Origin of the sequence: Nonomuraea sp. NPDC049419, assembly GCF_040676995.1 — a bacterium.
Classification (GTDB): Bacteria; Actinomycetota; Actinomycetes; order Streptosporangiales; family Streptosporangiaceae; genus Nonomuraea; species Nonomuraea salmonea.
Map to the genome: position 1 here is coordinate 178,862 of NZ_JBFAQB010000012.1, position 22,582 is coordinate 201,443.

The 22,582-nt window shown below is 72.7% G+C and carries 18 protein-coding genes; 6 read left to right on the forward strand and 12 right to left on the reverse strand.

Annotated elements, in window-relative coordinates:
• Positions 1-65 precede the first annotated feature (65 nt).
• A complete protein-coding gene (locus AB0K12_RS30750; protein ID WP_364568787.1) occupies positions 66-566 on the reverse strand; it encodes a hypothetical protein in 501 nt (166 codons plus the stop codon).
• A 304-nt stretch (positions 567-870) separates the two neighbouring features.
• Between AB0K12_RS30750 and ilvA the strand changes: the two genes are divergently transcribed.
• Both ilvA and AB0K12_RS30760 read left to right on the forward strand, forming a co-directional pair.
• Positions 871-2,184 carry a threonine ammonia-lyase IlvA gene (gene ilvA / locus AB0K12_RS30755; protein WP_364568790.1) on the forward strand — a complete coding sequence of 438 codons (1,314 nt, stop codon included), beginning with the start codon at positions 871-873 and terminating at the stop codon, positions 2,182-2,184.
• A gap of 54 nt (positions 2,185-2,238) precedes the next feature.
• Complete coding sequence (locus AB0K12_RS30760) at positions 2,239-3,120, forward strand: RNA polymerase sigma-70 factor (RefSeq protein WP_364568793.1); 882 nt, start codon at positions 2,239-2,241, stop codon at positions 3,118-3,120.
• On the opposite strand, the gene AB0K12_RS30765 is transcribed toward AB0K12_RS30760, so the two are convergent.
• Genes AB0K12_RS30765 through AB0K12_RS30775 form a run of 3 tightly spaced genes read right to left on the reverse strand, consistent with a single transcriptional unit; the run spans position 3,117 to position 7,755 of the window.
• Positions 3,117-5,888 (reverse strand): FAD-binding and (Fe-S)-binding domain-containing protein, encoded by a 2,772-nt coding sequence (locus AB0K12_RS30765; RefSeq protein WP_364568796.1) that lies wholly within the window; start codon positions 5,886-5,888, stop codon positions 3,117-3,119. The two genes, AB0K12_RS30760 and AB0K12_RS30765, sit on opposite strands and share 4 nt — an antisense overlap.
• A 13-nt stretch (positions 5,889-5,901) precedes the next feature.
• On the reverse strand, positions 5,902-6,906 hold the full coding sequence (locus AB0K12_RS30770) for an alcohol dehydrogenase catalytic domain-containing protein (RefSeq protein WP_364568799.1): 1,005 nt from the start codon (positions 6,904-6,906) through the stop codon (positions 5,902-5,904).
• A complete protein-coding gene (locus tag AB0K12_RS30775) occupies positions 6,907-7,755 on the reverse strand; it encodes a fumarylacetoacetate hydrolase family protein (RefSeq protein ID WP_364568802.1) in 849 nt (282 codons plus the stop codon).
• Between the two features lie 139 nt (positions 7,756-7,894).
• Between AB0K12_RS30775 and AB0K12_RS30780 the strand changes: the two genes are divergently transcribed.
• A complete protein-coding gene (locus tag AB0K12_RS30780) occupies positions 7,895-9,607 on the forward strand; it encodes an IlvD/Edd family dehydratase (protein WP_364568804.1) in 1,713 nt (570 codons plus the stop codon).
• An 18-nt stretch (positions 9,608-9,625) separates the two neighbouring features.
• Here AB0K12_RS30780 and AB0K12_RS30785 read toward each other — a convergent pair whose 3' ends face one another.
• The 6 genes from AB0K12_RS30785 to AB0K12_RS30810 all read right to left on the reverse strand — a co-directional run bounded on the left by AB0K12_RS30785 (position 9,626) and on the right by AB0K12_RS30810 (position 15,407).
• Positions 9,626-10,492: an LLM class F420-dependent oxidoreductase gene (locus AB0K12_RS30785; protein WP_364568806.1), complete on the reverse strand. Its 867-nt coding sequence runs from the start codon at positions 10,490-10,492 to the stop codon at positions 9,626-9,628.
• A gap of 51 nt (positions 10,493-10,543) precedes the next feature.
• A complete protein-coding gene (locus tag AB0K12_RS30790) occupies positions 10,544-11,236 on the reverse strand; it encodes a hypothetical protein (protein ID WP_364568809.1) in 693 nt (230 codons plus the stop codon).
• Positions 11,233-12,090 (reverse strand): carbohydrate ABC transporter permease, encoded by an 858-nt coding sequence (locus tag AB0K12_RS30795; protein WP_364568812.1) that lies wholly within the window; start codon positions 12,088-12,090, stop codon positions 11,233-11,235. The genes AB0K12_RS30790 and AB0K12_RS30795 overlap by 4 nt, the downstream gene beginning before the upstream one ends.
• Complete coding sequence (locus AB0K12_RS30800) at positions 12,087-13,004, reverse strand: sugar ABC transporter permease (RefSeq protein ID WP_364568815.1); 918 nt, start codon at positions 13,002-13,004, stop codon at positions 12,087-12,089. Before AB0K12_RS30800 ends, AB0K12_RS30795 begins: the two co-directional genes overlap by 4 nt.
• 65 nt (positions 13,005-13,069) lie before the next feature.
• A complete protein-coding gene (locus AB0K12_RS30805) occupies positions 13,070-14,365 on the reverse strand; it encodes a sugar ABC transporter substrate-binding protein (protein ID WP_364568818.1) in 1,296 nt (431 codons plus the stop codon).
• A gap of 34 nt (positions 14,366-14,399) precedes the next feature.
• Positions 14,400-15,407: a hydroxyacid dehydrogenase gene (locus tag AB0K12_RS30810; RefSeq protein WP_364568822.1), complete on the reverse strand. Its 1,008-nt coding sequence runs from the start codon at positions 15,405-15,407 to the stop codon at positions 14,400-14,402.
• Positions 15,408-15,796: 389 nt separating this feature from the next.
• On the opposite strand from AB0K12_RS30810, the gene AB0K12_RS30815 reads away from it, so the two are divergent.
• Positions 15,797-17,716: a DUF2264 domain-containing protein gene (locus AB0K12_RS30815; protein WP_364568825.1), complete on the forward strand. Its 1,920-nt coding sequence runs from the start codon at positions 15,797-15,799 to the stop codon at positions 17,714-17,716.
• Between the two features lie 25 nt (positions 17,717-17,741).
• Here AB0K12_RS30815 and AB0K12_RS30820 read toward each other — a convergent pair whose 3' ends face one another.
• Together AB0K12_RS30820 and AB0K12_RS30825 are read right to left on the reverse strand one after the other, a co-directional pair.
• Entirely contained in the window at positions 17,742-18,878 is a 1,137-nt protein-coding gene (locus AB0K12_RS30820) for a substrate-binding domain-containing protein (protein WP_364568828.1), read from the reverse strand.
• A 98-nt stretch (positions 18,879-18,976) separates the two neighbouring features.
• Positions 18,977-19,102, reverse strand: a complete 126-nt coding sequence (locus AB0K12_RS30825) for a hypothetical protein (RefSeq protein WP_364568832.1) — start codon at positions 19,100-19,102, stop codon at positions 18,977-18,979.
• A gap of 76 nt (positions 19,103-19,178) precedes the next feature.
• On the opposite strand from AB0K12_RS30825, the gene AB0K12_RS30830 reads away from it, so the two are divergent.
• Positions 19,179-21,743, forward strand: coding sequence for an ATP-dependent Clp protease ATP-binding subunit (locus AB0K12_RS30830; protein ID WP_364568835.1), 2,565 nt, complete (start codon positions 19,179-19,181; stop codon positions 21,741-21,743).
• Positions 21,744-22,015: 272 nt separating this feature from the next.
• Positions 22,016-22,399, forward strand: coding sequence for a hypothetical protein (locus tag AB0K12_RS30835; protein ID WP_364568838.1), 384 nt, complete (start codon positions 22,016-22,018; stop codon positions 22,397-22,399).
• Positions 22,400-22,582: the final 183 nt, after the last annotated feature.

Here is a 22,582-nt window from a genome sequence, read left to right on the forward strand (position 1 = left end):
CTCCCCTCCCATGGAGGACGGTTCCGTGCTCGCCGCGCGTCGTGGCCGGGGGCCGTTCGAGGGGCTCACTTCGACAGGTAGAGGGTCTTCCAGGTGCCGGCGTACAGGCAGGTGAGTGACGGTTTCTTGGCCTTGGGCTCGGAGCAGACCTTGAGCTCGACCTGGTAGACGTCGCGGTAGCGGAGCGAGAAGTGCTTCGGGCTGCCGTAGCTGCAGTCGCGGACCCAGCGCTCGCGGAAGGGCAGCTGGTCGCCCGAGCGGTACGTGATGCGGAAGACGGCCCAGCCGCACGAGGAGCGGCGGGTGTTGTCGAAGACCTTGCCGGTGATGCGGACGGAGTCGGCCGTGGGCAGGACGGCGTGGTCCTCGCCGGTGGCGGTCAGCGTGCCCCACGCCTTGGCGGCGCGCCTGGGCGCGTAGTACGTGCCCCACGACTTGGCGGGGGCGGCGATCTCGGTCGTCTCGGCGGGGGTGGTGGTGGCGTGGGCGGCGGGGGCGAGGGCGGCCGCGGTGGCGACGGTGGCGAGGGTGGCGGCGGCTAAGGCGAGCGTACGGGGGAGCGTCATCGGGGCCGTCCTTTTTGCTGTGCTGTTCGGCGGATGGCCTTACTGTGCGATGGAGTGATTTCAAGTGGCTTGCCGGAAGTGTCGTCCGATTTCAGGCGGCTTGCGACCCCTCTTGCAGATCGCTTGACGGCTCCGGCGGCGGCGGGTTCCGGTCATGCGGGACCCGGCGATTTGGGCCCGGCGGGGTCGATGCACTATGACACTAGGAAGCGGGCTGTCACTGCGGCTGATCGGGGGATCACGCGCATTGCCCGGCCGGCGGGGGTTCCGGCACCGACATGACGACTTTGATGGGGAATGTGACGTGAGCGGTCCACGCGAGGACGAGCCGGCGACAGGAACACGCGCCGTCGACCCGGCTGCGGTCGATGCGGTCGATGCGGCGGCGGTCGATGCGGCGGCTGCGCGGCTGGCCGGCATCGTGGCGACGACGCCGCTGGAGCGCAGCCCGCGCCTGTCCGAGGTGACCGGCGCCGAGATCTGGCTCAAGCGGGAAGACCTGCAGACCGTGCGCTCCTACAAGGTGCGCGGCGCGTTCAACCTCATCGCGCAGCTCGGCGACGCGGCGCGGGCGGCCGGGGTGGTGGCCGCGAGCGCGGGCAACCACGCCCAGGGCGTCGCGTACGCGTGCTCGGCGCTCGGCGTGCGCGGCCGGGTCTACCTGCCGCGCATGACGCCCAGGCAGAAGCGCGACCGCATCGCCGCGCTGGGCGGCGAGATGATCGAGATCGTGCTGGGCGGCGAGACGTACGACGAGGCGTCCGCCGCCGCCAAGGCCGACGCGCGGGCGACCGGCGCGACGCTGGTGCCGGCGTTCGACGACGTCAGGACGATCGCCGGCCAGGGCACGGTGCTGCGGGAGGCGGTCGAGCAGCTCGGCCGGGCGCCCGACGTGGTCGTGGTGCCGGTGGGCGGCGGCGGCCTGCTCGCCGGTTCGCTGGCCTGGCTGCGCGAGCGGCATCCCGGCACCCGCGTCATCGGCGTCGAGCCGGCCGGGGCCGCCTGCGTGGCCGCCGCCGTGTCCGCCGGTGGGCCGGTCACGCTGGACGCGATCGACACGTTCGTCGACGGCGCCGCCGTGCGCCGGGCGGGCGACGTCACGTACCCGCTGATCGCGGGCTCCGGGGTGGACCTGGTGGCCGTCCCCGAAGGCCAGGTGTGCAGCGAGATGCTCGCGCTCTACCAGATCGACGGCATCATCGCCGAGCCGGCCGGCGCGCTCGCCACCGCCGTGCTGCGCTCCCCCGCCGTGACCGGCATCCCGGCCGGCGCCACCGTGGTGTGCGTGCTGTCCGGCGGCAACAACGACGTCAGCCGCTACGCCGAGGTCGTCGAGCGCGCCCTGGTCCACGAAGAGCGCAAGCACTACTTCCTGGTGGAGTTCCCGCAGGAGCCCGGCGCGCTGCGCCGCTTCCTCGACGAGGTGCTCGGCCCCAACGACGACATCACCCTGTTCGAGTACGTCAAGCGCAACAACCGCGAGACCGGCCCCGCGCTGGTCGGCATCGAGCTGTCCAGCCCCGACGACCTGCCCGCGCTGCTCAAGCGCATGGAGGCCGCCCCGCACCGCATCGAGCAGATCGACCCGTCGAGCCCGCTCTTCCGCTTCGTCACCTGACCATTGATCGGGGCGGTTCCGGGCAGAACACGTGGGTGACGGGGGGCGAGGACAGTGGCAGACGGCGCGGGGGACGATCTCGAACGTGCGGCGGCGGTGTTCGCGGAGGTGCGACCGCGCCTGTTCGGCATCGCGTACCGGATGCTGGCCAGCGTCACCGAGGCCGAGGACCTCGTGCAGGAGGTGTGGATGCGCTGGCAGGACTATGACCGGGCGACGGTGGAGAATCCGCCCGCGTTCCTCGCGACGATCACCACCCGCCTGGCGATCAACGCCGCCCAGTCCGCCCGCGCTCGCCGCGAGACCTACGTCGGGCCGTGGCTGCCCGAGCCGGTGGACACCAGCGCCGACCCGCATCTCGGGGCCGAGCGGGGTGAGGCGCTGGAGTTCGCGGTGCTGCTGCTCCTCGAACGGCTCTCCCCCACCGAACGCGCCGCGTACGTGCTGCGCGAGGCGTTCGACTACCCCTACCGGCAGATCGCGGAGATCGTCCGGCTGAAGGAGCCGGCCGTGCGGCAGCTCGTCAGCAGGGCGCGCAAGCGGCTGCGCGTCGAGCGGCGCACGCCGGTGCCGAGGGACGCGCAGCGCAAGCTGCTGGCCGCCTTCGTCAGCGCGGCCCGCTCCGGCGACCTGGCCGCGCTGGAGGAGCTGTTCGCCGCCGACGTGGTCAGCTACTCCGACGGCGGCGGCGCGGTGCGGGCCTCCAAGTTCCCCGTGGTGGGGCCGCTGCGGGTGGCCAAATACCACCGGGCGTTCGCGAGCCGCTTCTGGGCGGGCGCCGAGGTGGTGTGGGCGAACGCGAACGGGCAGACGTCCGCGCTGCTGGTCCGCGACGGCCAGGTGTTCACCATCCTCACGATCAACGCCACCGAGGCGGGCATCGACCGGATCTACTGGACGATGAACCCCGCCAAGATCGCCGCCTACACCCGCTAATCGGTGGCGCGGTCGAGGTATTCGAGCAGGTGATGGTACGTCTTGCCGGTGGCGCGGGTCAGGCCCAGCTCGCACGTCCTGTTGACGGAGGCGTGCGCCCTGCTGCCCGAGGCGATGACGGCGGCCGCCTCCGCGCGGGTGGCCGAGGCGGTCAGCTCGGGGTGCAGCAGGCCGCGGTCGCCGGCGAAGGCGCAGCACTGCCAGTCGTCCGGCACGACCACCTTCTCGGCGATCGCCTCGGCCAGCCGCGTGATGGCGGAGTCGAGGCCGAGGCGGGCGGATGAGCAGGTGGGGTGCAGGGCCAGCGACGGCATGCGGCGCTTGACGGTCAGGCGGGGCAGGAGGTGCTCGGCGGTGTAGGCGACCGCGTCCGTCACCTCGACGCCGGGCAGCAGGTGGCGGAAGCCCTCGGTGCACGAGGCGGCGTCGCTGACCACCGGGATGCCGCTGGCGTTCTCGATGCGGTCGAGGACCGTACGGACCTGGCCGGCCATCGTGGCGTGGCCGTCGGCGTACCCCTTGGACGACCACGGTGTGCCGCAGCACAGGCTCGCGATGCCCTCGGGCATGAGCAGCTCGACCCCGGCGCGCTCGGCGAGCCGCTGGAAGGCGGTCATGACGCCGGGGCCGCCCGCGGCGGGCGCGAACATCGTGTTGAGGCAGGACGGCAGGTAGACGGCGGCGGGCCGGTGCGCGGGGCGCGGCCTGCGGCGGGCCCCGCCCTTGGGCAGGTCGCGCGACCACTGCGGCACCGCGTCGGCGCCGGCCACGTTGCGGGCGGCGCGGGAGGCGGCCTCGGGCAGCAGCGGGGCCGGGGTGGTGGCGGCGGTGTCGAGCGCGAGGTTCATCACCTGGGTGAGGCCGTCCCAGTGGCGGGCGGCCGACGTCCAGCCCTTGCGGGCCAGCCGGCCGTGCCGCTCGGCGCGCAGCCGCTTGGTGAGGTCGCCGGTGTTGATGAGGACGGGGCAGGCGGTGGCGCACATGCCGTCCACGGCGCAGGTGTCGACGGCGTCGTAGCCGTAGTCGGACTCCAGCTCGGCGACCAGCGCGTGGTCGCCGGCCGCTCGGGCGGCGGCCAGCTCGCGGCGCAGCACGATGCGCTGGCGGGGCGTGGTGGTCAGGTCGCGGCTGGGGCAGACCGGCTCGCAGTAGCCGCACTCGACGCAGCGGTCCACCTCGGGCTCGACGGTGACGACCTGCTTGAGGTCGCGCAGGTGGGCGTCGTCGTCATCGGTGAGGACGACGCCGGCGTTGAGCGTGCCCGCCGGGTCGCACAGGCGCTTGACCTCGCGCATCACCTCGTACAGCTCGTCGCCGTACTGGCGGCGGACGAACGGGGCCATGACGCGGCCGGTGCCGTGCTCGGCCTTGAGCGTGCCTCCTCTGCCGAGCACCGCGGCCACCATGTCATCGGTGAAGGCGGCGTAGCGGTCGAGGTCGGTGCCGAACCGCTCGTTGATCATGAAGTGCAGGTTGCCGTCCTTGGCGTGGCCGAAGATGACGCTGCGCTCGTATCGGTGGGCGGTGAACAGGTGGGTGAGGTCGTCGCACAGGTCGGCCAGGGCGGGCACCGGCACGGCGACGTCTTCGAGCAGCGCGGTGGTGCCGCTGGGGCGGGCGCCGGCGACGGCGGCGTACAGGCCCTTGCGGATGTGCCAGAGCCCGGCGCGGCCGCCCGCCTCGCGGCTGAGCCTGGCGGGCGCGGCCAGGTGGAGCTCGGCGAACGCGCGCTCGGCGGCCCGCTCGCGCTCGGCGAGCAGGTCCGCGTCGGACTCCTGCCACTCGACGAGCAGCGCGGCGTGCGCCTGGACGTCGAGCGTGCGCAGCACGTCGTCGGCCTTGGGGTCGGTCTGGGCGACGCGCAGTGACTCGGCGTCGAGCAGCTCGACGGCGGCGGGCCCGGCTTCGACCAGCGCGGGCATGGCGGCCATGGCCGCGTGCAGGGTGGGGAAGACGAGCAGGCCGGTCGCGGCCAGCCGGTGCGCGGGCACCGTACGGAAGACCGCCTCGGCGACGAACCCGAGCGTGCCCTCGCTGCCGATGACCAGGTGGGCGAGGATCTGGGCGGGCGTGTCGTGGTCGAGGAAGCTGTTGAGCCCGTAGCCCATGGTGTTCTTCAGCGCGAACTGGGCCTGGATGCGGCGGACCGACTCGGGGTTGCCGCGCACGCGCTCGCGCAGCCGGTCGAGGCCCTCGGCGAGCGCGGGTTCGAGTGCGCGCAGCCGGTCGTCGGCGTCGGGCGCGCCGGTGTCGACGACGGTGCCGCTGGGCAGCACGAGCGTCATGGACTCCAGCGTCCGGTACGTGTTGGCGTGGGTGCCGCAGGTCATGCCGCTGGAGTTGTTGGCGACGACGCCGCCGATCGTGCACGCCGACTCGCTGGCCGGGTCGGGGCCGAGCTTGCGGCCGTAGGGGGCGAGGCGGGCGTTGACCTGCCGGAGCACGGCGCCGGGCTGGACGCGTACGCGGGCGCCGTCGTCGAGCACCTCGATGCCGCGGAAGTGGCGCCGGGTGTCGACCAGCAGCTGGTCGCTGACGGCCTGCCCGCTGAGGCTGGTGCCGCCGGAGCGGAAGGTGAGCGGCAGCCCGGCCCGCAGCAGCGCGGCGACCTGCGCGGCGTCCTGCGGCACCAGGACGGCCTGCGGGGTGAGCAGGTAGTGGGAGGCGTCGTGGGCCAGGCCGAGCCGGTCGCTCGCCCTCGTCCGGGCGATCCCCGGCACGGCGGTCTCGACCGCGGCGAGGAGTGCGGGGTCCGGCTGGTCGATCACGATGGGTGCTTCCTTAGCGTCGCGGGTCGATGTGGATCTTGGGTCCTGGGCCGGCGGGGCGGCGCCCGGCCAGCGCCTCGGCGGTCTCGGCGAGCCCGATCGTGGCGGCGACCAGCGGGCGTGCGTCCACCGAGCCGTCGGCGTAGGCCGCGGCTGCCCCGTCGAGTCCTGCTGAACCGCCGAGGATACCGACTGCCGTCACGTCCCTTAGTACCAGGTCACGGGTGTCGAGCGTGGACGGGGTCGGCGCCAGGCCGATATAGACGAGGCGGCCGGCGGGTTCGACGAGGTCGAGGGCGAGCGCGGGTAAGCCGGGGTCGGTGGCGGCGTCGATGACGGCGTGCCACGGCAGGGCGGGCAGCTCGGGCCTGGTCCAGCCGGCGAAGCCGAGCCGGTCGGCCAGGCGCAGCTGCTCGGGGTCGCGGCCGAGCAGGTGGGTCTCGACGCCCTGGGAGCGCGCGAACAGCGCCGCGAGCAGGCCGATGGTGCCGGTGCCGAGGACGAGCAGCCGCTCCCCCTCCTGCAGCGCGGCGGCACGTACGGCGCGCAGCGCGTTGCCGCCCGGCTCCACCAGCGCGCCAAGGGCGGGGTCGAGGCCGTCGGGCAGGGCGCGCAGCGCGGCGGCGGGCACCGGCAGCTGCTCGGCGAGCGCGCCTGGCCGGCCCCTGCTGATGCCGATCTCGGCCAGGTCGGCGCACACGTGGTGGCGGCCTGACCGGCAGCGCGCGCAGTGGCCGCAGCCGAGCATGGTGTCGCCGGTGACGCGGCGGCCGAGCCAGGCGGGGTCCACGCCGTCGCCGACCGCGCTGACCCGGCCGCACCACTCGTGTCCCGGCCGCAGCGGGTACCAGGAGCGCCCGGTGCTCAGGTAGCTCATGTGGCCGGTGAACAGCTCCACGTCGGTGCCGCACACGCCGGCCCGCTCGACGTCCACCACGACCTCGCCCGGCGCGGCGCGCGGCGGCTCGACCTCCTGGACCTCGGCCTTCCCCGGCCCGGTGAGCACCAGGGCGCGCATCTAGCGGGGTCCGACGACGGTCTGCCGCTGGCTGCCGAGGCCGTCGATGCCCAGCTCCATGACGTCGCCGGGCTGGAGCCAGATCTGCGGGTCGTGGCCCATGCCGACGCCGGGCGGCGTGCCGGTGTCGATGAGGTCGCCCGGCTCCAGGACCATGAACTGGCTCAGGTGGTGCACGATCACGTACGGGTCGAAGACCATGGTCTTGGTGGTGCCGGTCTGGCGGCGCACGCCGTTGACGTTCAGCCACATGCCGAGGTCCCGTACGTCGGGGATCTCGTCGGGCGTCACCAGCCACGGCCCGGCCGGGTTGAACGTCTCGGCCGACTTGCCCTTGCTCCACTGCCCGCCGCGCTCCATCTGGAAGGCGCGCTCGCTGACGTCGTTGACCACGCAGTAGCCGGCGATCGCGTCGCGGGCCTCCTCGACCGAGTCGAGGTAGGAGGTGCGGCGGCCGATGACGATGCCGAGTTCCACCTCCCAGTCGGTCTTGGTGGCGCCGCGCGGGATGCGCACGTCGTCGTACGGGCCGACCAGCGTGTTCGGCGACTTGGTGAACAGGATCGGTTCGTCCGGCACCGCCTGGCCTGTCTCGGCGGCGTGGTCGCTGTAGTTGAGCCCGATGCACAGGATCTGGTGGGGGCGGGCGATGGGCGCGCCGACGCGCTCGCCGGCGAACTCGCGTACGTCGCCGCGCGCGACCCGCTCAGCCAGCAGGGCGGGGCCGCCGGCGGCGAAGAAGCGCTCGTCGAAGTCGAGGGTGACGTCGGAGACGTCGATGTAGTGGGTGTCGTCGACGCGGACGACGGGCCTCTCGGCGCCGGGGGCCCCGATGCGCATGAGGTACAAGGCGGTCTCTTTCCAGGTCTCGGCTGACGACGGCGGTGCGACGGCCCGGCTCGCCCGGTGACCGGCGCGGCGTGTCACGCCCGATGCCCGGTATGCGGTCGATTTCCGTTTCACCGATCTTCTTTCCCATTATGAGAGGATGATGTCCCGCAGCAGCCAGTGGTACGCCGGCACCGACCGCAACTCCTACATCCATCGCGCCTGGATGCGGCGCGGGGTGCCGTCCGACGCCTTCGACGGCCGTCCGCACATCGCGATCGCGAACACCGCCTCCGACCTCACCCCCTGCAACATGCATCTCAACGAGGTCGCCGAGCAGGTCAAGCACGGCGTCTGGGAGGCGGGCGGCGTCCCGCACAACCTGCCCGTCGTCTCGCTGGGCGAGACGAACGTGCGGCCGACCGCGATGCTCTGGCGCAACATGGCGGCGATGGCGGCGGAGGAGCTGCTGCGGGCCAACCCGATCGACGGCGTGGTGCTGCTGGGCGGCTGCGACAAGACGATCCCTGCGCTGCTCATGGGGGCCGCGTCGGTGGACCTGCCCGCCGTCGTGGTGCCGGGCGGGCCGATGCTGACCGGGACGTTCCGCGGCGCGCCGCTCGGGTGCGGGACCGACGTGTGGCGGCTGAGCGAGGAGGTCCGCGCGGGCACCCTCACCCAGGGCGACTTCCTGCGCTCGGAGTCGTCGATGATCCGCAGCAAGGGCCACTGCAACACGATGGGCACGGCCTCCACGATGGGCCTGCTGGCCGAGGTGCTCGGCATGACGCTGCCCGGCCTGGCCGGGACGCCGGCGCCCGACAGCCGGCTGCTCGAAGGCGCGCACGCGACCGGCCGGCTGATCGTGGACATGATCGCCGCCGACCGCCGGCCGTCCGCCGTGATGACGCGGGGCTCGTTCCTGAACGCGATCGTCGCGCTGGCGGCGCTCGGCGGCTCCACCAACGCCGTCGTGCACCTGCTGGCCATCGCCGGGCGGCTCGGGGTGGAGCTGACCCAGGACGACTTCGACCGTACGGGGGCGGGCGTGCCGCTCCTGGTGGACCTGCAGCCGGCCGGCCGCCACCTGATGGACGACCTGCACCGCGCGGGCGGCCTGCACGCCGTGCTGCACCAGGTGCGCGACCTGCTCGACCCCGAGGCGATCACCGTGACGGGGCGCCCCCTGGTGGACCACCTGGAGGACGTGACGATCCACGACCCCGAGGTGATCCGCACCAAGGAGCACCCGTTGCAGAAGGACGCGGGCATCGCCGTCCTGTACGGCGACCTGGCGCCCGACGGAGCCGTCATCAAGCCCGCCGCCGCCTCGCCCCACCTGCTCAAGCACCGTGGCCCGGCCGTGGTGTTCGACTCGATCGAGGACCTGCACGCCCGTCTGGACGACCCCGATCTCGACGTCACCGCCGACTCGGTGCTGATCCTGCGCGGCTGCGGCCCCAAGGGGTATCCCGGCATGCCGGAGGTGTCGAACCTGCCGCTGCCGCCCAAGCTGCTCGCCCAGGGCGTGCGGGACATGGTGCGCATCTGCGACGGGCGGATGAGCGGCACCGCGTATGGGACGGTCGTGCTGCACGTGACCCCCGAGGCCGCGGCGGGCGGGCCGCTCGCCAAGGTGCGCACCGGCGACATGATCGTCCTTGACGTGCCGAACCGCCGCCTCGACGTGGAACTCCCGCCCGGCGAACTGGCCGCGCGGGAGCCGTCGGAGGCGATGACGCAGGCCCTCGCCCGCCCGCCGCGCGGCTGGCAGCGCCTCTACGTCGAGACGGTCCAGCAGGCGAACACGGGCGCCGACCTCGACTTCCTGGTGGGCGGCAGCGGCGCCGAGGTGGCCCGCGAGTCGCACTGACGCGGGCCGGGCCGGGGGTCAGCCGTTGAGCACCGGGGCGAGCCTGCGCCACTGCTCGCGCGGGAAGCCCTTGGGGTCGTCGATGAGGACCTGGACGCACACGTGGTCGGCCCCGGCGGCGCGGTGCTCGTCCACCCGGCGCTTGACGGCCTCCTCGTCGCCCCAGGCGATGAGCGCGTCGAACAGCTGGTCGCTGACCGTCTCCAGGTCCTCCTCGGTGAAGCCGAGCCGCAGCAGGTTGTTGGCGTAGTTGGGCAGCGACAGGTAGCCGCGCAGCCAGTCGGCGCCGATCGCGCGCGCCTCGTCGCGGCCCGAGCACAGGATCGCGGTCTGCTCGGGCAGCACGAGCGGCCCCGCGCCGAGCGCCTCGCGGGCCTGGCGGGTGTGATCGACGGTGACGAGGTACGGGTGCGCGCCCCGCGAGCGCTCCTTGGCCAGCTCCAGCATCTTGGGGCCGAGCGCGGCGAGCACCCGGTCGCCGGGGAGCACGGGCCGCTCGGCCGCGTCGAGCCCGTCGAGGAAGGCCGACATGGCCGCGAGCGGGCGGCGGTAGCGGCCGGGCTCGGTGGAGTCGATGAGCGGGGCGTGGCTCACCCCGATGCCGAGCAGGATCCGGTCGCCGTGGGCCGCGGTCAGCGACGCGTATGAGGCGGCGGTCTCCTCGGGGGTGTGCATCCACAGGTTCAGGATCCCCGTGGCGACCGTCGCCCGCCTGGTCGCCGACAGCAGCCGCTCGACCGCGTCGAACACCGGCCCTCCGACGTCGGGGATCCACAGGGCGGTGTAGCCCAGTTCCTCCAGTTCTGTGGCGGCCTCCGCGGCCTCGCCCGGGTCTCCGTGTCTGAGTTGCGTGCTCCAGATGCCCACGCCGGCAAGATTCTTCACGCTCCTCGTGATACCACGCCGGTGCGCCGTGATCGGAGTGCGCCGCGCGACTTACCGGGCGGCCGCGACGACGTACCGGGTGGTGGCCCAGGCCGCGTACAGCAGGGGCGAGACCAGCAGGAGCAGGCCGGCCACGGGCTTGACCAGGACGACCGCGACGGCGAGGCCGAGCACGACGAGGCTCGCCGCCGCGAGGTACCAGCGGCGGGCGACCAGGAACAGGCAGGGCCGCACCAGGCCGCGCAGCCGGACGCCCGGCTCGCCGGCGAACGTCAGCAGCGCGAACGCCACCGCCGCCACCAGCGCCGCCGCCGTGCAGAAGAACGGCACCAGGGCCGGGCCGAAGGAGGTGCCCGCCACGGCGACCGCGTCCACCGCGAGCACGGCCAGGGCCGTCCCCGCCGCCGCCCACACGGCGAGGGCGCGCCGCCACCCGCGCCGGTACCCGTTCCAGAAGGCGCGCAGCACGCCGGTGTCGCCCTCGCCGAGCGCCTCGAAGCAGCCGAACGCGCCCGCGAGCGCGGGCCCGCACAGCAGCGACAGCACCGCGAAGAACGGCCACGACGCCAGCGGATCGCGGACGACGGCCAGCGCGAGCAGCAGCGGCGCGCAGGAGAGCGCCAGCAGCACGTTCGTCATGAGGCCGACGTAGACGGTCGAGAACACCTTCTCGTACGTCTCCTGCCGGGCGGGCCGCAGCAGCCGCGCGACGCCGCTCTCGGAGACGTTCCCCGGCGCGCTCATCCCTTGAGCCCGCTCGTCGCGATGCCGCGGATGAAGTACCGCTGGCCGAACAGGAAGATCACCAGGACGGGCAGCACCGACAGCACCGACCCCGTCATGATCATCGCGTACTCGGCCTCGTACTGGCCGACGAAGGAGCGCAGGCCGAGCTGCACGGTCCACAGCTCGTTACTGGTCAGGTAGATGAACGGGCCCATGTAGTCGTTCCAGGTGTTGACGAACGTGAGCAGCGCGAGGCTGGCCAGCGCCGGTTTCGACAGGGGCAGCATGATGCGGCGGTAGATGCCGTACTCGCTGAGCCCGTCGATGCGGGCCGCCTCGCACAGGTCGTCGGGGATCGACATGTAGTACTGCCGCATGAGGAAGACGCCGAACGCGCCGAACGCCTGGAGCAGGATGATCGACCAGTAGGTGTCGGTGAGCTCGGCCCGCTGCATCATGATGTACTGCGGCACCATGTACGCCTGCCACGGCACCGCGATGGTCGCGATGTAGGCGAGGAACAACCCGTCCCTGCCGGGGAAGCGCACCTTGGAGAAGCCGTACGCGGCGAAGCTGCCGGTCAGCACCTGCAGCGCGGTGATCGTGACGGACAGGAACGCCGAGTTGCCGAGGTAGGTGAGCAGCGGGATGCGGTCCCAGATCTCCACGAAGTTCGACCAGCGCAGCTCCTCGGGGATCCACTGGACGGGCACCGTGAAGACCTGGTTGTCGCGTTTCAGCGACGACGACACCATCCACGCGAACGGCACCAGCACCAGCGCGGCGATCACGATGAGGCCGGCGTAGGCGGGGACGGTGCGGAGCAGCCGCCGGCCGCGGCTGCTTCCCGCGGCCTCTGGCAGCGCGGTCATGTCACGCTCCTGCGCTCGTTGATGCGGAACTGGACGACGGTCACCGTGAGCACGATGAGGAACAGCACCAGCGCGACGGCCGAGGAGTAGCCGAACTGGCCCTCCCTGATGCCCTCGCGGTAGATGAGCTGCGCCAGCACGAGCGTGCTGCGGCCAGGACCGCCGTCGGTCATGACCACGATCAGGTCGAGCACCTTGAAGCTCTGGATCGTCAGCATGACCAGGACGAAGAAGGTGGTGGGCCGCAGGCAGGGCAGCGTGACGCTCCAGAACCGCTGCCAGGCGCCGGCGCCGTCCACGGTGGCGGCCTCGTAGTACTCGCGCGGGATGGTCTGCAGGCCGGCGAGGTAGAGCACCATGTAGTAGCCCATGTCCCGCCACACGCTGGTGATGATGACGGCGGGCATCGCCCAGTCGGTGCTGGCCACCCAGCGGGGCGGCTCGCTGACGCCGAGCACCTCCAGGAACTGGTTGACGGGCCCTGAGGTCGGGTTGAACAGCATGTTCCACACGACCGCGACGGCGACCAGCGAGGTGACGTACGGGAAGAACGCGGCGGTGCGGAAGAACTGCACGCCGCGCAGCTTGCGGTTCAGCGCGATGGCCAGGCCCAGGGCGACGGCGAGGGTCAGCGGGATGTGCCCGGCCGCGTAGAAGAGCGTGTTGCGCAGCGCGACGTGGAAGTTCTCATCGCGCAGCAGCCGCTCGAAGTTCTCCAGCCCCACCCACTCGGGGGTGCTGTAGGAATCCCAGTCGAGGAACGCCAGCGCGAACGCCGCCGTCATGGGCACGAGCGTGAACAGCGCGAAGCCGATGAAGTTCGGCAGGATGAAGCTCCAGCCGACGAGGGTATTGCGCCAGGCGCGCCGGCGGGGCGGGGCGGCCGGCAGCGGCCGCGTCGTTGCCTGTGTCATGGTGTCCTTCGGAACTCTCCGTGAGACGCCGGGAGCCCGGACGGCGGCCCGGGCCCGCGACCGCCCTAGTTGAGCACTTCGCTCTTGACGCGCTCGTTCATCGTGCGGATGCCGTCGGCCACCGACTTGTCGTTGACCATGATCAGCTCGTGCTCCTCGTTGAGGATCGTGTCGATGTCGGAGCTGTTCTCGCTGACCGGCATCTCCAGCGTCACCTTGTCGGGGACGAACGCCTTCTTCGACAGCTCGTCTCCCGGCATGCCCTTGAGCCCGAAGTACGCCTCGGTGATCTCGGGTGTCTGCAGGGCCGGCACCACGCCGACCTTCGTGATCGCCTCGGCCCCCGCCTTGCTCGCGGCGAACTCGACGAACTTCTTGGCCGCGTCGGCGTGCTCCGAGCGCTTGTTGACGGCGAACGCGGTCGGCGAGCCGAACGTGGTGACGCCGGTCGTGCCGGGACGCTGCGGCATGGGGGCGAGCCCCCACTCGACGTCGGTCGCGCCCTTCGCCTTGGCCTCCAGGATGCCGGAGATGTACCAGGTGCCCATGGGCATCAGCGCGGTCTTGCCGCTCTCGAACTGGGTGCGGTAGTCGGCCTGCTGGGACTTGGCGGCGCCGAAGTCGAGCACGGCGCCGGCGTCCTGGAGCCCCTTGGCCACGTTGTACTGGTCGGTGAAGAAGGTGTAGTCGCCGCTGAGCTGGTCGCCGCCGGTCTGCGCGGCGGAGATGGCCTGCACGACCGAGCGCCAGGTGTGGTGGTAGGCGCCGTACACCTTGTCGCCGCCCTCGCCCTGCGTCAGCTCCTTGGCGAGCTTGGTGTAGTCGTCCCAGGTCAGCGGGTCGGGCAGCTTGGCGCCCGCCTTGTCGAGCAGCGTCTTGTTGTAGTAGAGCAGCCAGAAGTCCTGCCGGTACGGCAGCGCGTAGTACTTCCCGCTGACGTCGAAGGCGTCCAGGCCGGCCAGCTTGCTCGTGTCGGTCGACTTGACCAGGTCGGTGAGCTCCAGCAGCTGGTTGCGGCTGGAGTAGCGGGAGTAGTCGATGACGTTCTTCATCGTGATCACGTCGGTCTTGTCACCGCCCGCCAGCATGGTGGTGACCTTCTCCGGATAGTCGTCGGCGAGGATGTCGACCGGCTTGATGGTGATGTTCGGGTTGGCCTGCTGGAAGGCGTCGAAGAGCGCCTTGAACTCGGGCGTCTTGGCCAGGTTCCACACCGTGACGCTCAGCGTGATCTTGCCGTTGGGGTCGGCCGGCTCCGGGTCGCCCGAGCCGCAGGCCGCGAGGGCGAGCGCGAGCGCTCCTGCCAGGGCCAGGCCCTTGACCGCCTGCCGCCGCGCCCCGCCCTTGCCTGACGTGATCATTGATCCGGTCTCCTCTCCGTCGCTGGGGGGTTGGTCAGGCGCTGACGGCGAACTCGTCCGGCGTGACGGCCGTGCGCAGCGGCAGGCCGGCCAGGTGGCGTTCGAGTTCGTCGAGAGCGCTGTCGCTCATGCGCCGGGTCTCGCTGCCCAGCGAGCCGGCGATGTGGGGGGTGATCATGACGTTGGGCAGCTCGTACAGCACCGACTCGGCCGGGAGGGGTTCGGGGTCGGTGACGTCGAGGATGGCGTCGAGCCGCCCTGCGGCGCACTCGCGCTCCAGCGCGGCGGTGTCGAGCACGGCGCCGCGCGCGGTGTTGATGACGGTGGCGCCGTCGGGCAGCATGGCCAGCTCGGCCGCGCCGATGAGGTGCCGGGTGGCGGGCAGCGACGGGACGTGCAGGGTGAGCACGTGGGAGCGGCGCAACAGCTCGGGCAGCGCGACCAGGCGGCCGCCCGCCGCGCTCACCTCCTCCTCCGCCGCGTACGGGTCGGCGACCAGCACGTCCATCTCCAGGCCGCGCAGGCTCCGCACGACCCGGCGGCCCACCCGGGAGAAGCCGACGACGCCGACCGTGCGGCCTCTGTTGCTCAGCTCGCCGCGCCGGGAGGCGTAGGACCAGTCGTCGCGGTGCTCGCGCGCGTCCTGGGCGAGGAACGGGGCCTTCTTGCCGGCGAAGATGACGGCGGCGAGGGTGAACTCGGCGACCGGGATGGCGTTGGCGTCGGCGGCGCTGGTCACCACGATGCCGCGGCGCCACACCTCCTCGGTGACGAACGGGCGCACGGTGCCGGCGCAGTGGAAGACGGCCCGCAGCCGGGGCGCGTCGGCCAGCCGCTCGGTGGTCAGCGGCGGGCAGCCCCACGAGGTCAGCAGCACCTCGCTCTCGCGCAGGCGGCGCCGCGCCGAGGGGGTGTCCAGGTCGTCGGTGCAGATCGGGTCTCCCAGCTCGGCCAGGCCGCGCAGCCGGTGCAGCTGCCGCTGCCCGAACTGCAGGCGGTACGTGGCCGGGTCCATGACCAGCAGGGCGTGGGGCCGCGTCATAGGGACGCGCCCATGTGCCCGTTCGATCGGCCGGCGACGCGGGATCTGCTGTTCAACCTGATGCTCCTCGCGGTGTGGGGGTTCGGGGTCTCGGCGCGTGGCGGCATGACGGCACGGCCAAGAGGAGGACGCCTGGAAGGTTCGATCGGCAAACGATCAGCTTTGTTCATCTGTGATCGGCTGGCGTTGCCATGGAGTTAAGCGTGACCGCATCGAGCTCGTCAAGGGGCAATCCAATCGCTCCGATCAGCAACGCTCGTGTTAGATCACAACTGCTCAACAAAGCGGCCGGATGCGCCGGTGACGGCTTGACGGGCCCTGGCGGCGCTGTAACCATCGCGTGAATCCATGGTTACGTAAACATCCCCCCGCCAGGAAGGGACTCGTGAATGGCGCCCCTGGACGACCCGCGGCTGTCACCGTTCACCGGGTGGACGCGCGCGCACTGGGCCGGCCTGGCCGACCGCCTGCTGCTGGCGGCCCGCCGCCACACCTCGCCAGGTCGCGCCCACGTCTCCTTCCCCGGCAGGCCGGGCGGCTACGGCCCTGACGTGGACGCCCTGGAGGGCTTCGCGCGCACGTTCCTCGCAGCCGGATTCCGCGTCGCGGGCGAGCGGGGCGCCGACCCGCTGAACCTCATGGAGTGGTACGCCGACGGCCTGGCCGCCGGGACGGACCCGCACGCGCCCGAGCGCTGGGTCCGGCTGGACGAGCACGACCAGGCCAAGGTCGAGGCCGCCTCGCTCGCGCTCGTCCTGCACCTGACCAGGCCCTGGCTGTGGGACCGGCTCAGCCCGCTCGTGCAGGAGCAGGTCGTCGACTACCTCACGCCGGCCATCGGCTCGTGGTACCCGCCGATCAACTGGGTGTGGTTCCAGATCGTCGTCGAGCAGTTCCTGGCCTCGGTCGGGGGGCCGTACTCGGCGGACGACATCGAGGCGGGCTTGGCGCTGACCGACGGCTTCGCCCGCCAGGACGGCTGGTACGCCGACGGCGACGAGCGCGCCTACGACCACTACGCCGGATGGGCGCTGCAGTTCTACCCGCTCATCTGGACCGAGATGGCCGCCGGCAGCCCGGACGCCGAGTCCCGCAGGCCCGTCTACCTGCGGCGGCTCGAACGGTACCTCCAGGACGCGGTGCACCTGGTCGGGGCCGACGGCTCGCCGCTCATCCAGGGCCGCAGCCTCACCTACCGCTTCGCCGCCGCCGTGCCGTTCTGGCTGGGCGCCCGCTACGGGCTCGACTCCCCCGCACCCGGGCTGCTGCGCCGGGCCGCCTCCGGCATCGCCCGCCACTTCGTCTCCCACGGCGCGCCGGGCGAGGACGGGCTGCTGACGCTGGGCTGGCATGGGCCGTGGCGGCCGATCGCGCAGTCGTACTCGGGGCCCGGGTCGCCTTACTGGGCGGCCAAGGGGCTCTTCGGCCTGACCCTGCCCGCCGACCACCCGGTGTGGACCGCCGTGGAGGAGCCGCTGCCGGTCGAGCGCGACGACTTCCAGCGCGTCGTCGCCGCTCCCGGCTGGCTGGTCGGCGGGACGCGGGCGGACGGCGTCGTACGGGTCGTCAACCACGGCACCGACCACTCACGCCCCGGCTCGAACCTCACCGACTCCCCCCTCTACGCCCGCCTCGGCTACTCCACCGCCACCTCTCCCCTGCTCGCCGGCCCGCACGCGGGGCGGCCGCTCGACCAGTCGGTCACGCTGCTGTCCGAGACCGGCGAGCCGAGCCACAGGACCGGCTTCGACACGCTCGGCCTGGAACGGCTCCCCACCGGAACGGTCGCGGGAGCGTCCCGGTGGCGGGCGCACTGGGTGACCCCCGACGAGGATGTCCCCGACCACGGCTCAGGACGCTCCGGCGAGGTGCGGCTCGGGCCGTGGCTGGAGGTGCTGTCGGTGGTGCGGGGCGCGTGGGAGGTGCGGCTGGTCCGCGTCCAGCCCTCTGAGGAGGCGGGACGGCTGCGCGTCGGCGGCTGGCCGCTCCCGGCCGACGGGCCGGATCCGGAACCCGGCTCGGTCGTGAGCAACGGCAAGACGTGCTCGGGCGTGTGGAGCGCCGGGCTGGACGACGGCGGCGTCACCGCGGCCGACGACGCCTCGCCGCTCGGTCTCTGGACGCTGGTGCCGTGGCGGGCGACGAGCGGCCCCGCGCGTACGGACGTCTGGTACGACGCGGCCATCCACCTCGGCGCCGGCGAGCCCGCCGAACCGCCCGCCGTGTCATGGGACGGCCCGTCATGCCTCTTCACCTGGCCCGACGGCACGAGCGACGCCCTCGACCCCGCCCGCCTGCTGCGTCCCTGACCCGCCCGCCCCCGAGGTAGGCGGGTCAGGACGACGACTGGCGGACGATCAGCTGGGGCCCGACCACCACGCGGTGGGCGGGCCTGCTGGGGTCGTGGAGGCGTTCGAGCAGCAGGGCGAACGCGGCGCGCCCGATGTCGGTCTTCGGCGGCCTGATCGCGGTGAGCGGCGGGTCGCACAGCTCGGCCACCTCGTCGTCGTACGTCACCACCGCCAGGTCGCCGGGCACCCTGATGCCGCGGTCCTGGCAGCGCTCGACCAGCGAGATGGCCTCGGGGTCTGAGTGCACGAGCAGCGCCCTGGTGCCCGAGGCCAGGCAGGCGTCGAGCACGTCGTCGAGCGCTCGCGCCCAGCCGGGGTCGCGGCGGTCCACCGTACGGGCCTGGGGCGTGCCGTCCGTCTCCAGCCCCAGCTCCTCGCAGGCCAGCCGCCACCCGGCGCGCACGTGCGGCGCCGTGGGGCTGGTGATCGTGGTGATCAGCCCGACCCTGCGGTGGCCGAACGCGGCGAGGTGGCGCACGGCCATCGCCGCCCCGAGCGCGTGGTCGCTGACCACGGACTCCATGGCCTCCCGGTAGGGCCCGACGGCGGCGGCCCGCTCGATCAGCACGACCGGCACGCCCGCCGTCTGCAGCCAGCGGACCAGCTCCTCGCCCTCGTCGCTCTCGGTGGTGGGCGCGACCAGCAGGCCGTCCACGCCGACGGAGTCGATGAGCGAGGCGAGCTGCCGCCGCTCGTCGGCCACCTGGTACGTCGCCCCGCGCAGCACCACCCGCACCCCCGCCGACGCTGCCGCCTCGCGGACGCCGCGGATCACGTCGGGGTAGTAGTAGTCGAGCGAGGGGACGACCATGCCCACCGTGAGCGACGCCGCCGCCTGGCCGGGGGTCTCCGCCGGCTCGCGGGCGGGCGCCGGCTCGGGCGGCTCGGTCAGCGTGGCACCCCCGCGCACCCGGCGGATGACGCCCTCCTCGGCCAGCAGCGTGATGTCACGCCTGATGGTGATCGCCGAGACGGCCAGCTCGGTGGCCAGGTCGTGCACCCGCATGATGCCGCGCCGCCGCAGCAGATCGACCAGCCGGTTGCGACGCTCGTCGGGCAGCCGGCCCGCCGCGTCGGCTGCCGCCGCCTGGTCCTCAGCCGGTGATGCGTCTGTGGCCACGTTGGTCATACTCCTCCTCGCCGACGGCCATAGTACCGATCGAAACTGATCGAAGGTGAATTAACAAGTCACAGACCTGATTCGTTCCGGCCTTTCGGTCAGCGGGCCAGGCCGGCGAGCAGGAGGTCCGTCAGCCTGTCCACCGCCGCGGCGTCCCGGCCGGGCGGCAGGGCGCGCAGGGCGCACGCGGCGGCCGAGCGCGGGTCTCGCCAGGGCAAGGTCACGCTCGTCCACCCTGTGGTTATGGCGTACGGGCAGGGGTAGGCGGCCCGGAAGTGACGTCATGTGAAGGGGGGACCCATGACCTCTGGTGATTACTGGCACTACGGCTATGGCCCCATGGACGAATTGCTGGCCAGGTTCTTCGGGTTCGGGCCGCCGCCGTACAACCGGCGGGTCGATCTCGAACGGCTGCTCAGCGAGGACGCCATCGAGCTGCTCCGCACCGCCGCCCAGAAGGCGGCCTCGTGGGGAGCCGGCTACCTCGACACCGAGCACCTGCTGTGGGCCGCCACCCAGGTGGAGTCGACCCGGGTGATGCTGGAGCAGGCGGGGGCCGACCCGGCGGCGCTGGCCACGGAGGTCGAGCAGTCCGTCGAGCAGCGCGAGCCGCGCGAGGGCCCGATACGCCTGGCGCCCGCCGCCAAGCGGGCCCTGCTGGACGCGCGGCAGGTGGCCAGGGCCACGGCGGCGTCGTACATCGGGGCCCGGCACCTGGTGCTCGCCTTGTCGGCCAACCCGCTGTCGGCCGCCGGGCGGCTGCTGCGCCACGCCAGGCTCACCCCGGAGTCGTTCGTGCAGGACAACAGGGGCGCCGCCGAGCCGATGCCGCACCAGCCGCCGCAGCCGAGCAGCACCCCGACGCTCGACCAGTTCGGCAGAGACCTGACGGCCACCGCCGACGAGGGCGGCATCGACCCCGTGATCGGCAGGGACGACGAGATCACGCAGGCGGTGGAGGTGCTGTCGCGGCGTACCAAGAACAACCCGGCGCTGCTCGGCGAGCCCGGCGTGGGCAAGACGGCGATCGTGGAGGGGCTCGCGCAGCGCATCGTCAGCGGCGAGGTGCCCGACACGCTGCGCGGCAAGCGGGTCGTCCAGCTCGACGTGGCCGGCCTGGTCGCCGGCACGAAGTACCGCGGCGAGTTCGAAGAGCGGCTGAGCAAGCTGATGGAGGAGATCCGCGCCCACAGCGAAGAGCTGATCGTCTTCATCGACGAGCTGCACACCATCGTCGGCGCCGGCGGCGCGGAGGGCGCGATCGACGCCTCCAACATGCTCAAGCCCGCGCTCGCCCGCGGCGAGCTGCACGTCATCGGCGCGACCACGCTGGACGAGTACCGCAGGTACATGGAGAAGGACGCCGCGCTCGAACGCCGCTTCCAGCCCATCCTGGTGCCCGAGCCGACCGTCGAGGACACCATCGAGATCATGCGCGGCCTGCGCGACCGGTACGAGGCCCACCACCAGGTCAAGTTCACCGACGACGCGCTCGTGGCCGCGGTCGAGCTGTCCGACCGCTACATCTCCGACCGGTTCCTGCCCGACAAGGCCATCGACCTCATGGACCAGGCGGGCGCCAGGGTCGCGCTGCACACCAGGACCACCCCCGCCGGCACCCGCGAGATGGAGGAGGACCTGGAGCACCGGCAGCGCGAGAAGGACCAGGCGGTCGAACGTGAGGACTACGACCGCGCCCGCGAGCTGCGCGACGAGATCGCCGCGCTCAAGACCCGCATCGAGGAGACCAGGGCCAGCCGGCGCGGCTTCGCCGAGGTCACCCCCGCCGACATCGCCGAGGTCGTCTCCCGCGCCACCGGCATCCCCGTCTCCCAGCTCACCCAGGAGGAGCGCGAACGGCTGCTCGGCCTCGAAGAGCACCTGCACCGGCGGGTGATCGGCCAGGACGAGGCGGTGGCGGCGGTGTCGGAGGCCGTACGCCGCTCCCGCGCCGGGATGAACGACCCCAACCGGCCGATCGGCTCGTTCCTCTTCCTCGGGCCCACCGGGGTCGGCAAGACCGAGCTGGCACGGGCGCTGGCCGAGTCGCTCTTCGGCGAGCAGGACCGGATGATCCGGCTGGACATGAGCGAGTTCCAGGAGCGGCACACCGTCTCCAGGCTCGTCGGGGCGCCCCCTGGTTACGTCGGCTACGAGGAGGCGGGGCAGCTCACCGAGCAGGTGCGGCGCAGGCCGTACTCGGTGATCCTGCTCGACGAGATCGAGAAGGCCCACCCCGACGTGTTCAACCTGCTGCTCCAGGTGATGGACGACGGGCGGCTGACCGACGCGCAGGGGCGTACGGTCGACTTCAGGAACAGCGTGGTGATCATGACCTCGAACATCGGCGCGGACATCATCATGGCCCATCCAGGCGAGGGGGCCCGGGGGTTGCGCGGCCAGCTCATGCGGCTGCTCCAGCAGCGGTTCCGTCCCGAGTTCCTGAACCGGATCGACGAGATCATCATGTTCCGCGGCCTGGAGGCCGAGCAGCTGCGCGAGATCACCTCGCTGCTGCTGGACGAGACCAGGCGGCGGCTGCACGCCCAGGGGGTCGAGCTGGAGATGGAGCAGGGGGCGGTGGACTGGCTGGCCCACGAAGGCTACCAACCGGCCTTCGGCGCCCGGCCGCTGCGCCGCATGATCCAGCGCACGCTGGACAACACGTTCTCCCGGCTCCTGCTCAACGGCACCCTCCACGATGGCCAGCGCGCCCACGTCGGCGTCAGGGACGACGACCTCACCATCACCGTCCTGGACCCCGGCGCCGAGCTCGGCCCGGAGATCCGCCCGAACGCCGTCGCCAAACCGGCCCCCCGAGTCCAGCAGGAACAACGCGAAGAAAACATCGGCCACTACCTCTGACAAGATGCCGGAGCTGAACACCTCCCGCCGGCCTTGCCCCGGTCTCCTCGCCCTCACGCGAACGAGGCGGGATCAAGCGGCCTGACGGGGCCGGGGTTCAGAACGCTGGGGCTCATGAGAGCGCGGCCGCTGGTGAGGTTGAGAGACGGCGGGGGCTCAAGCGCGAGCCACGAGACATGGGTCGGTGGGGAGGCGCCGCCTCCGGGGTCGCTGGGGCGGGGGGCGGAGATACGGGCATGCCTTTTCGCATTTCCTGGGCTATGGTCGGCCGTATGACGGGACCAGGGCTGACCCTACGAGGGTTCATCGCGCCGCGTGGCGGTGTGATGGGCCTGGTCCTGCTGTCCCTGCTCGTGGCCACCACCTTCTCCGTCGCCTGGTACGACGGCGGCCAGGCGGGCCTGTCAGGCGGGTCCGCGGGGCAGGTGTGGCTCGCCGGCGCGTACAAGGACAAGCTGTCGAGCCTGCCACCACAGGCGGGCAACGCCCGTGAGCACCACACGCCGTCGCTGTGGCCGCCCCTGCGCGGCACCCGCAACGGCGAGGCCGCCCACCTGGCGCTCCTGCCCTCGCCGGCCGCCGACGGCCCCGCGATCCGCGACCCGCAGCAGTTCGGCCACCGCACCGCGGGCTCCCGCAGCCCGCCACCGGCCTGACCCCTCCCCACCTCGCGACCCGGCCTCCCTGCCGGGGAGTCCGGCGTGGGGGGGGGGGGGGGGGCGGGCCGGGGCGGGGGGGGGGGCGCCCCCCCCCCCCCCCCCCCCCCCCCCGCCCCCCCCCCCCCCCCGCGGCCCCCCCCCCCCCCCCGGGCCCCCCCCCCCCCCCCACACCCCCCCCAG

Bases quoted from the DNA above. Each gene is read 5' to 3' on its own strand.
- AB0K12_RS30750 (WP_364568787.1), bottom strand. From the start codon at position 566: ATGACGCTCCCCCGTACGCTCGCCTTAGCCGCCGCCACCCTCGCCACC.
- AB0K12_RS30770 (WP_364568799.1), bottom strand. From the start codon at position 6,906: ATGCGCGCCCTGGTGCTCACCGGGCCGGGGAAGGCCGAGGTCCAGGAG.
- AB0K12_RS30780 (WP_364568804.1), top strand. From the start codon at position 7,895: ATGATGTCCCGCAGCAGCCAGTGGTACGCCGGCACCGACCGCAACTCC.
- AB0K12_RS30790 (WP_364568809.1), bottom strand. From the start codon at position 11,236: ATGAGCGCGCCGGGGAACGTCTCCGAGAGCGGCGTCGCGCGGCTGCTG.
- AB0K12_RS30795 (WP_364568812.1), bottom strand. From the start codon at position 12,090: ATGACCGCGCTGCCAGAGGCCGCGGGAAGCAGCCGCGGCCGGCGGCTG.
- AB0K12_RS30800 (WP_364568815.1), bottom strand. From the start codon at position 13,004: ATGACACAGGCAACGACGCGGCCGCTGCCGGCCGCCCCGCCCCGCCGG.
- AB0K12_RS30805 (WP_364568818.1), bottom strand. From the start codon at position 14,365: ATGATCACGTCAGGCAAGGGCGGGGCGCGGCGGCAGGCGGTCAAGGGC.
- AB0K12_RS30810 (WP_364568822.1), bottom strand. From the start codon at position 15,407: ATGACGCGGCCCCACGCCCTGCTGGTCATGGACCCGGCCACGTACCGC.
- AB0K12_RS30815 (WP_364568825.1), top strand. From the start codon at position 15,797: ATGGCGCCCCTGGACGACCCGCGGCTGTCACCGTTCACCGGGTGGACG.
- AB0K12_RS30830 (WP_364568835.1), top strand. From the start codon at position 19,179: ATGACCTCTGGTGATTACTGGCACTACGGCTATGGCCCCATGGACGAA.
- AB0K12_RS30835 (WP_364568838.1), top strand. From the start codon at position 22,016: ATGACGGGACCAGGGCTGACCCTACGAGGGTTCATCGCGCCGCGTGGC.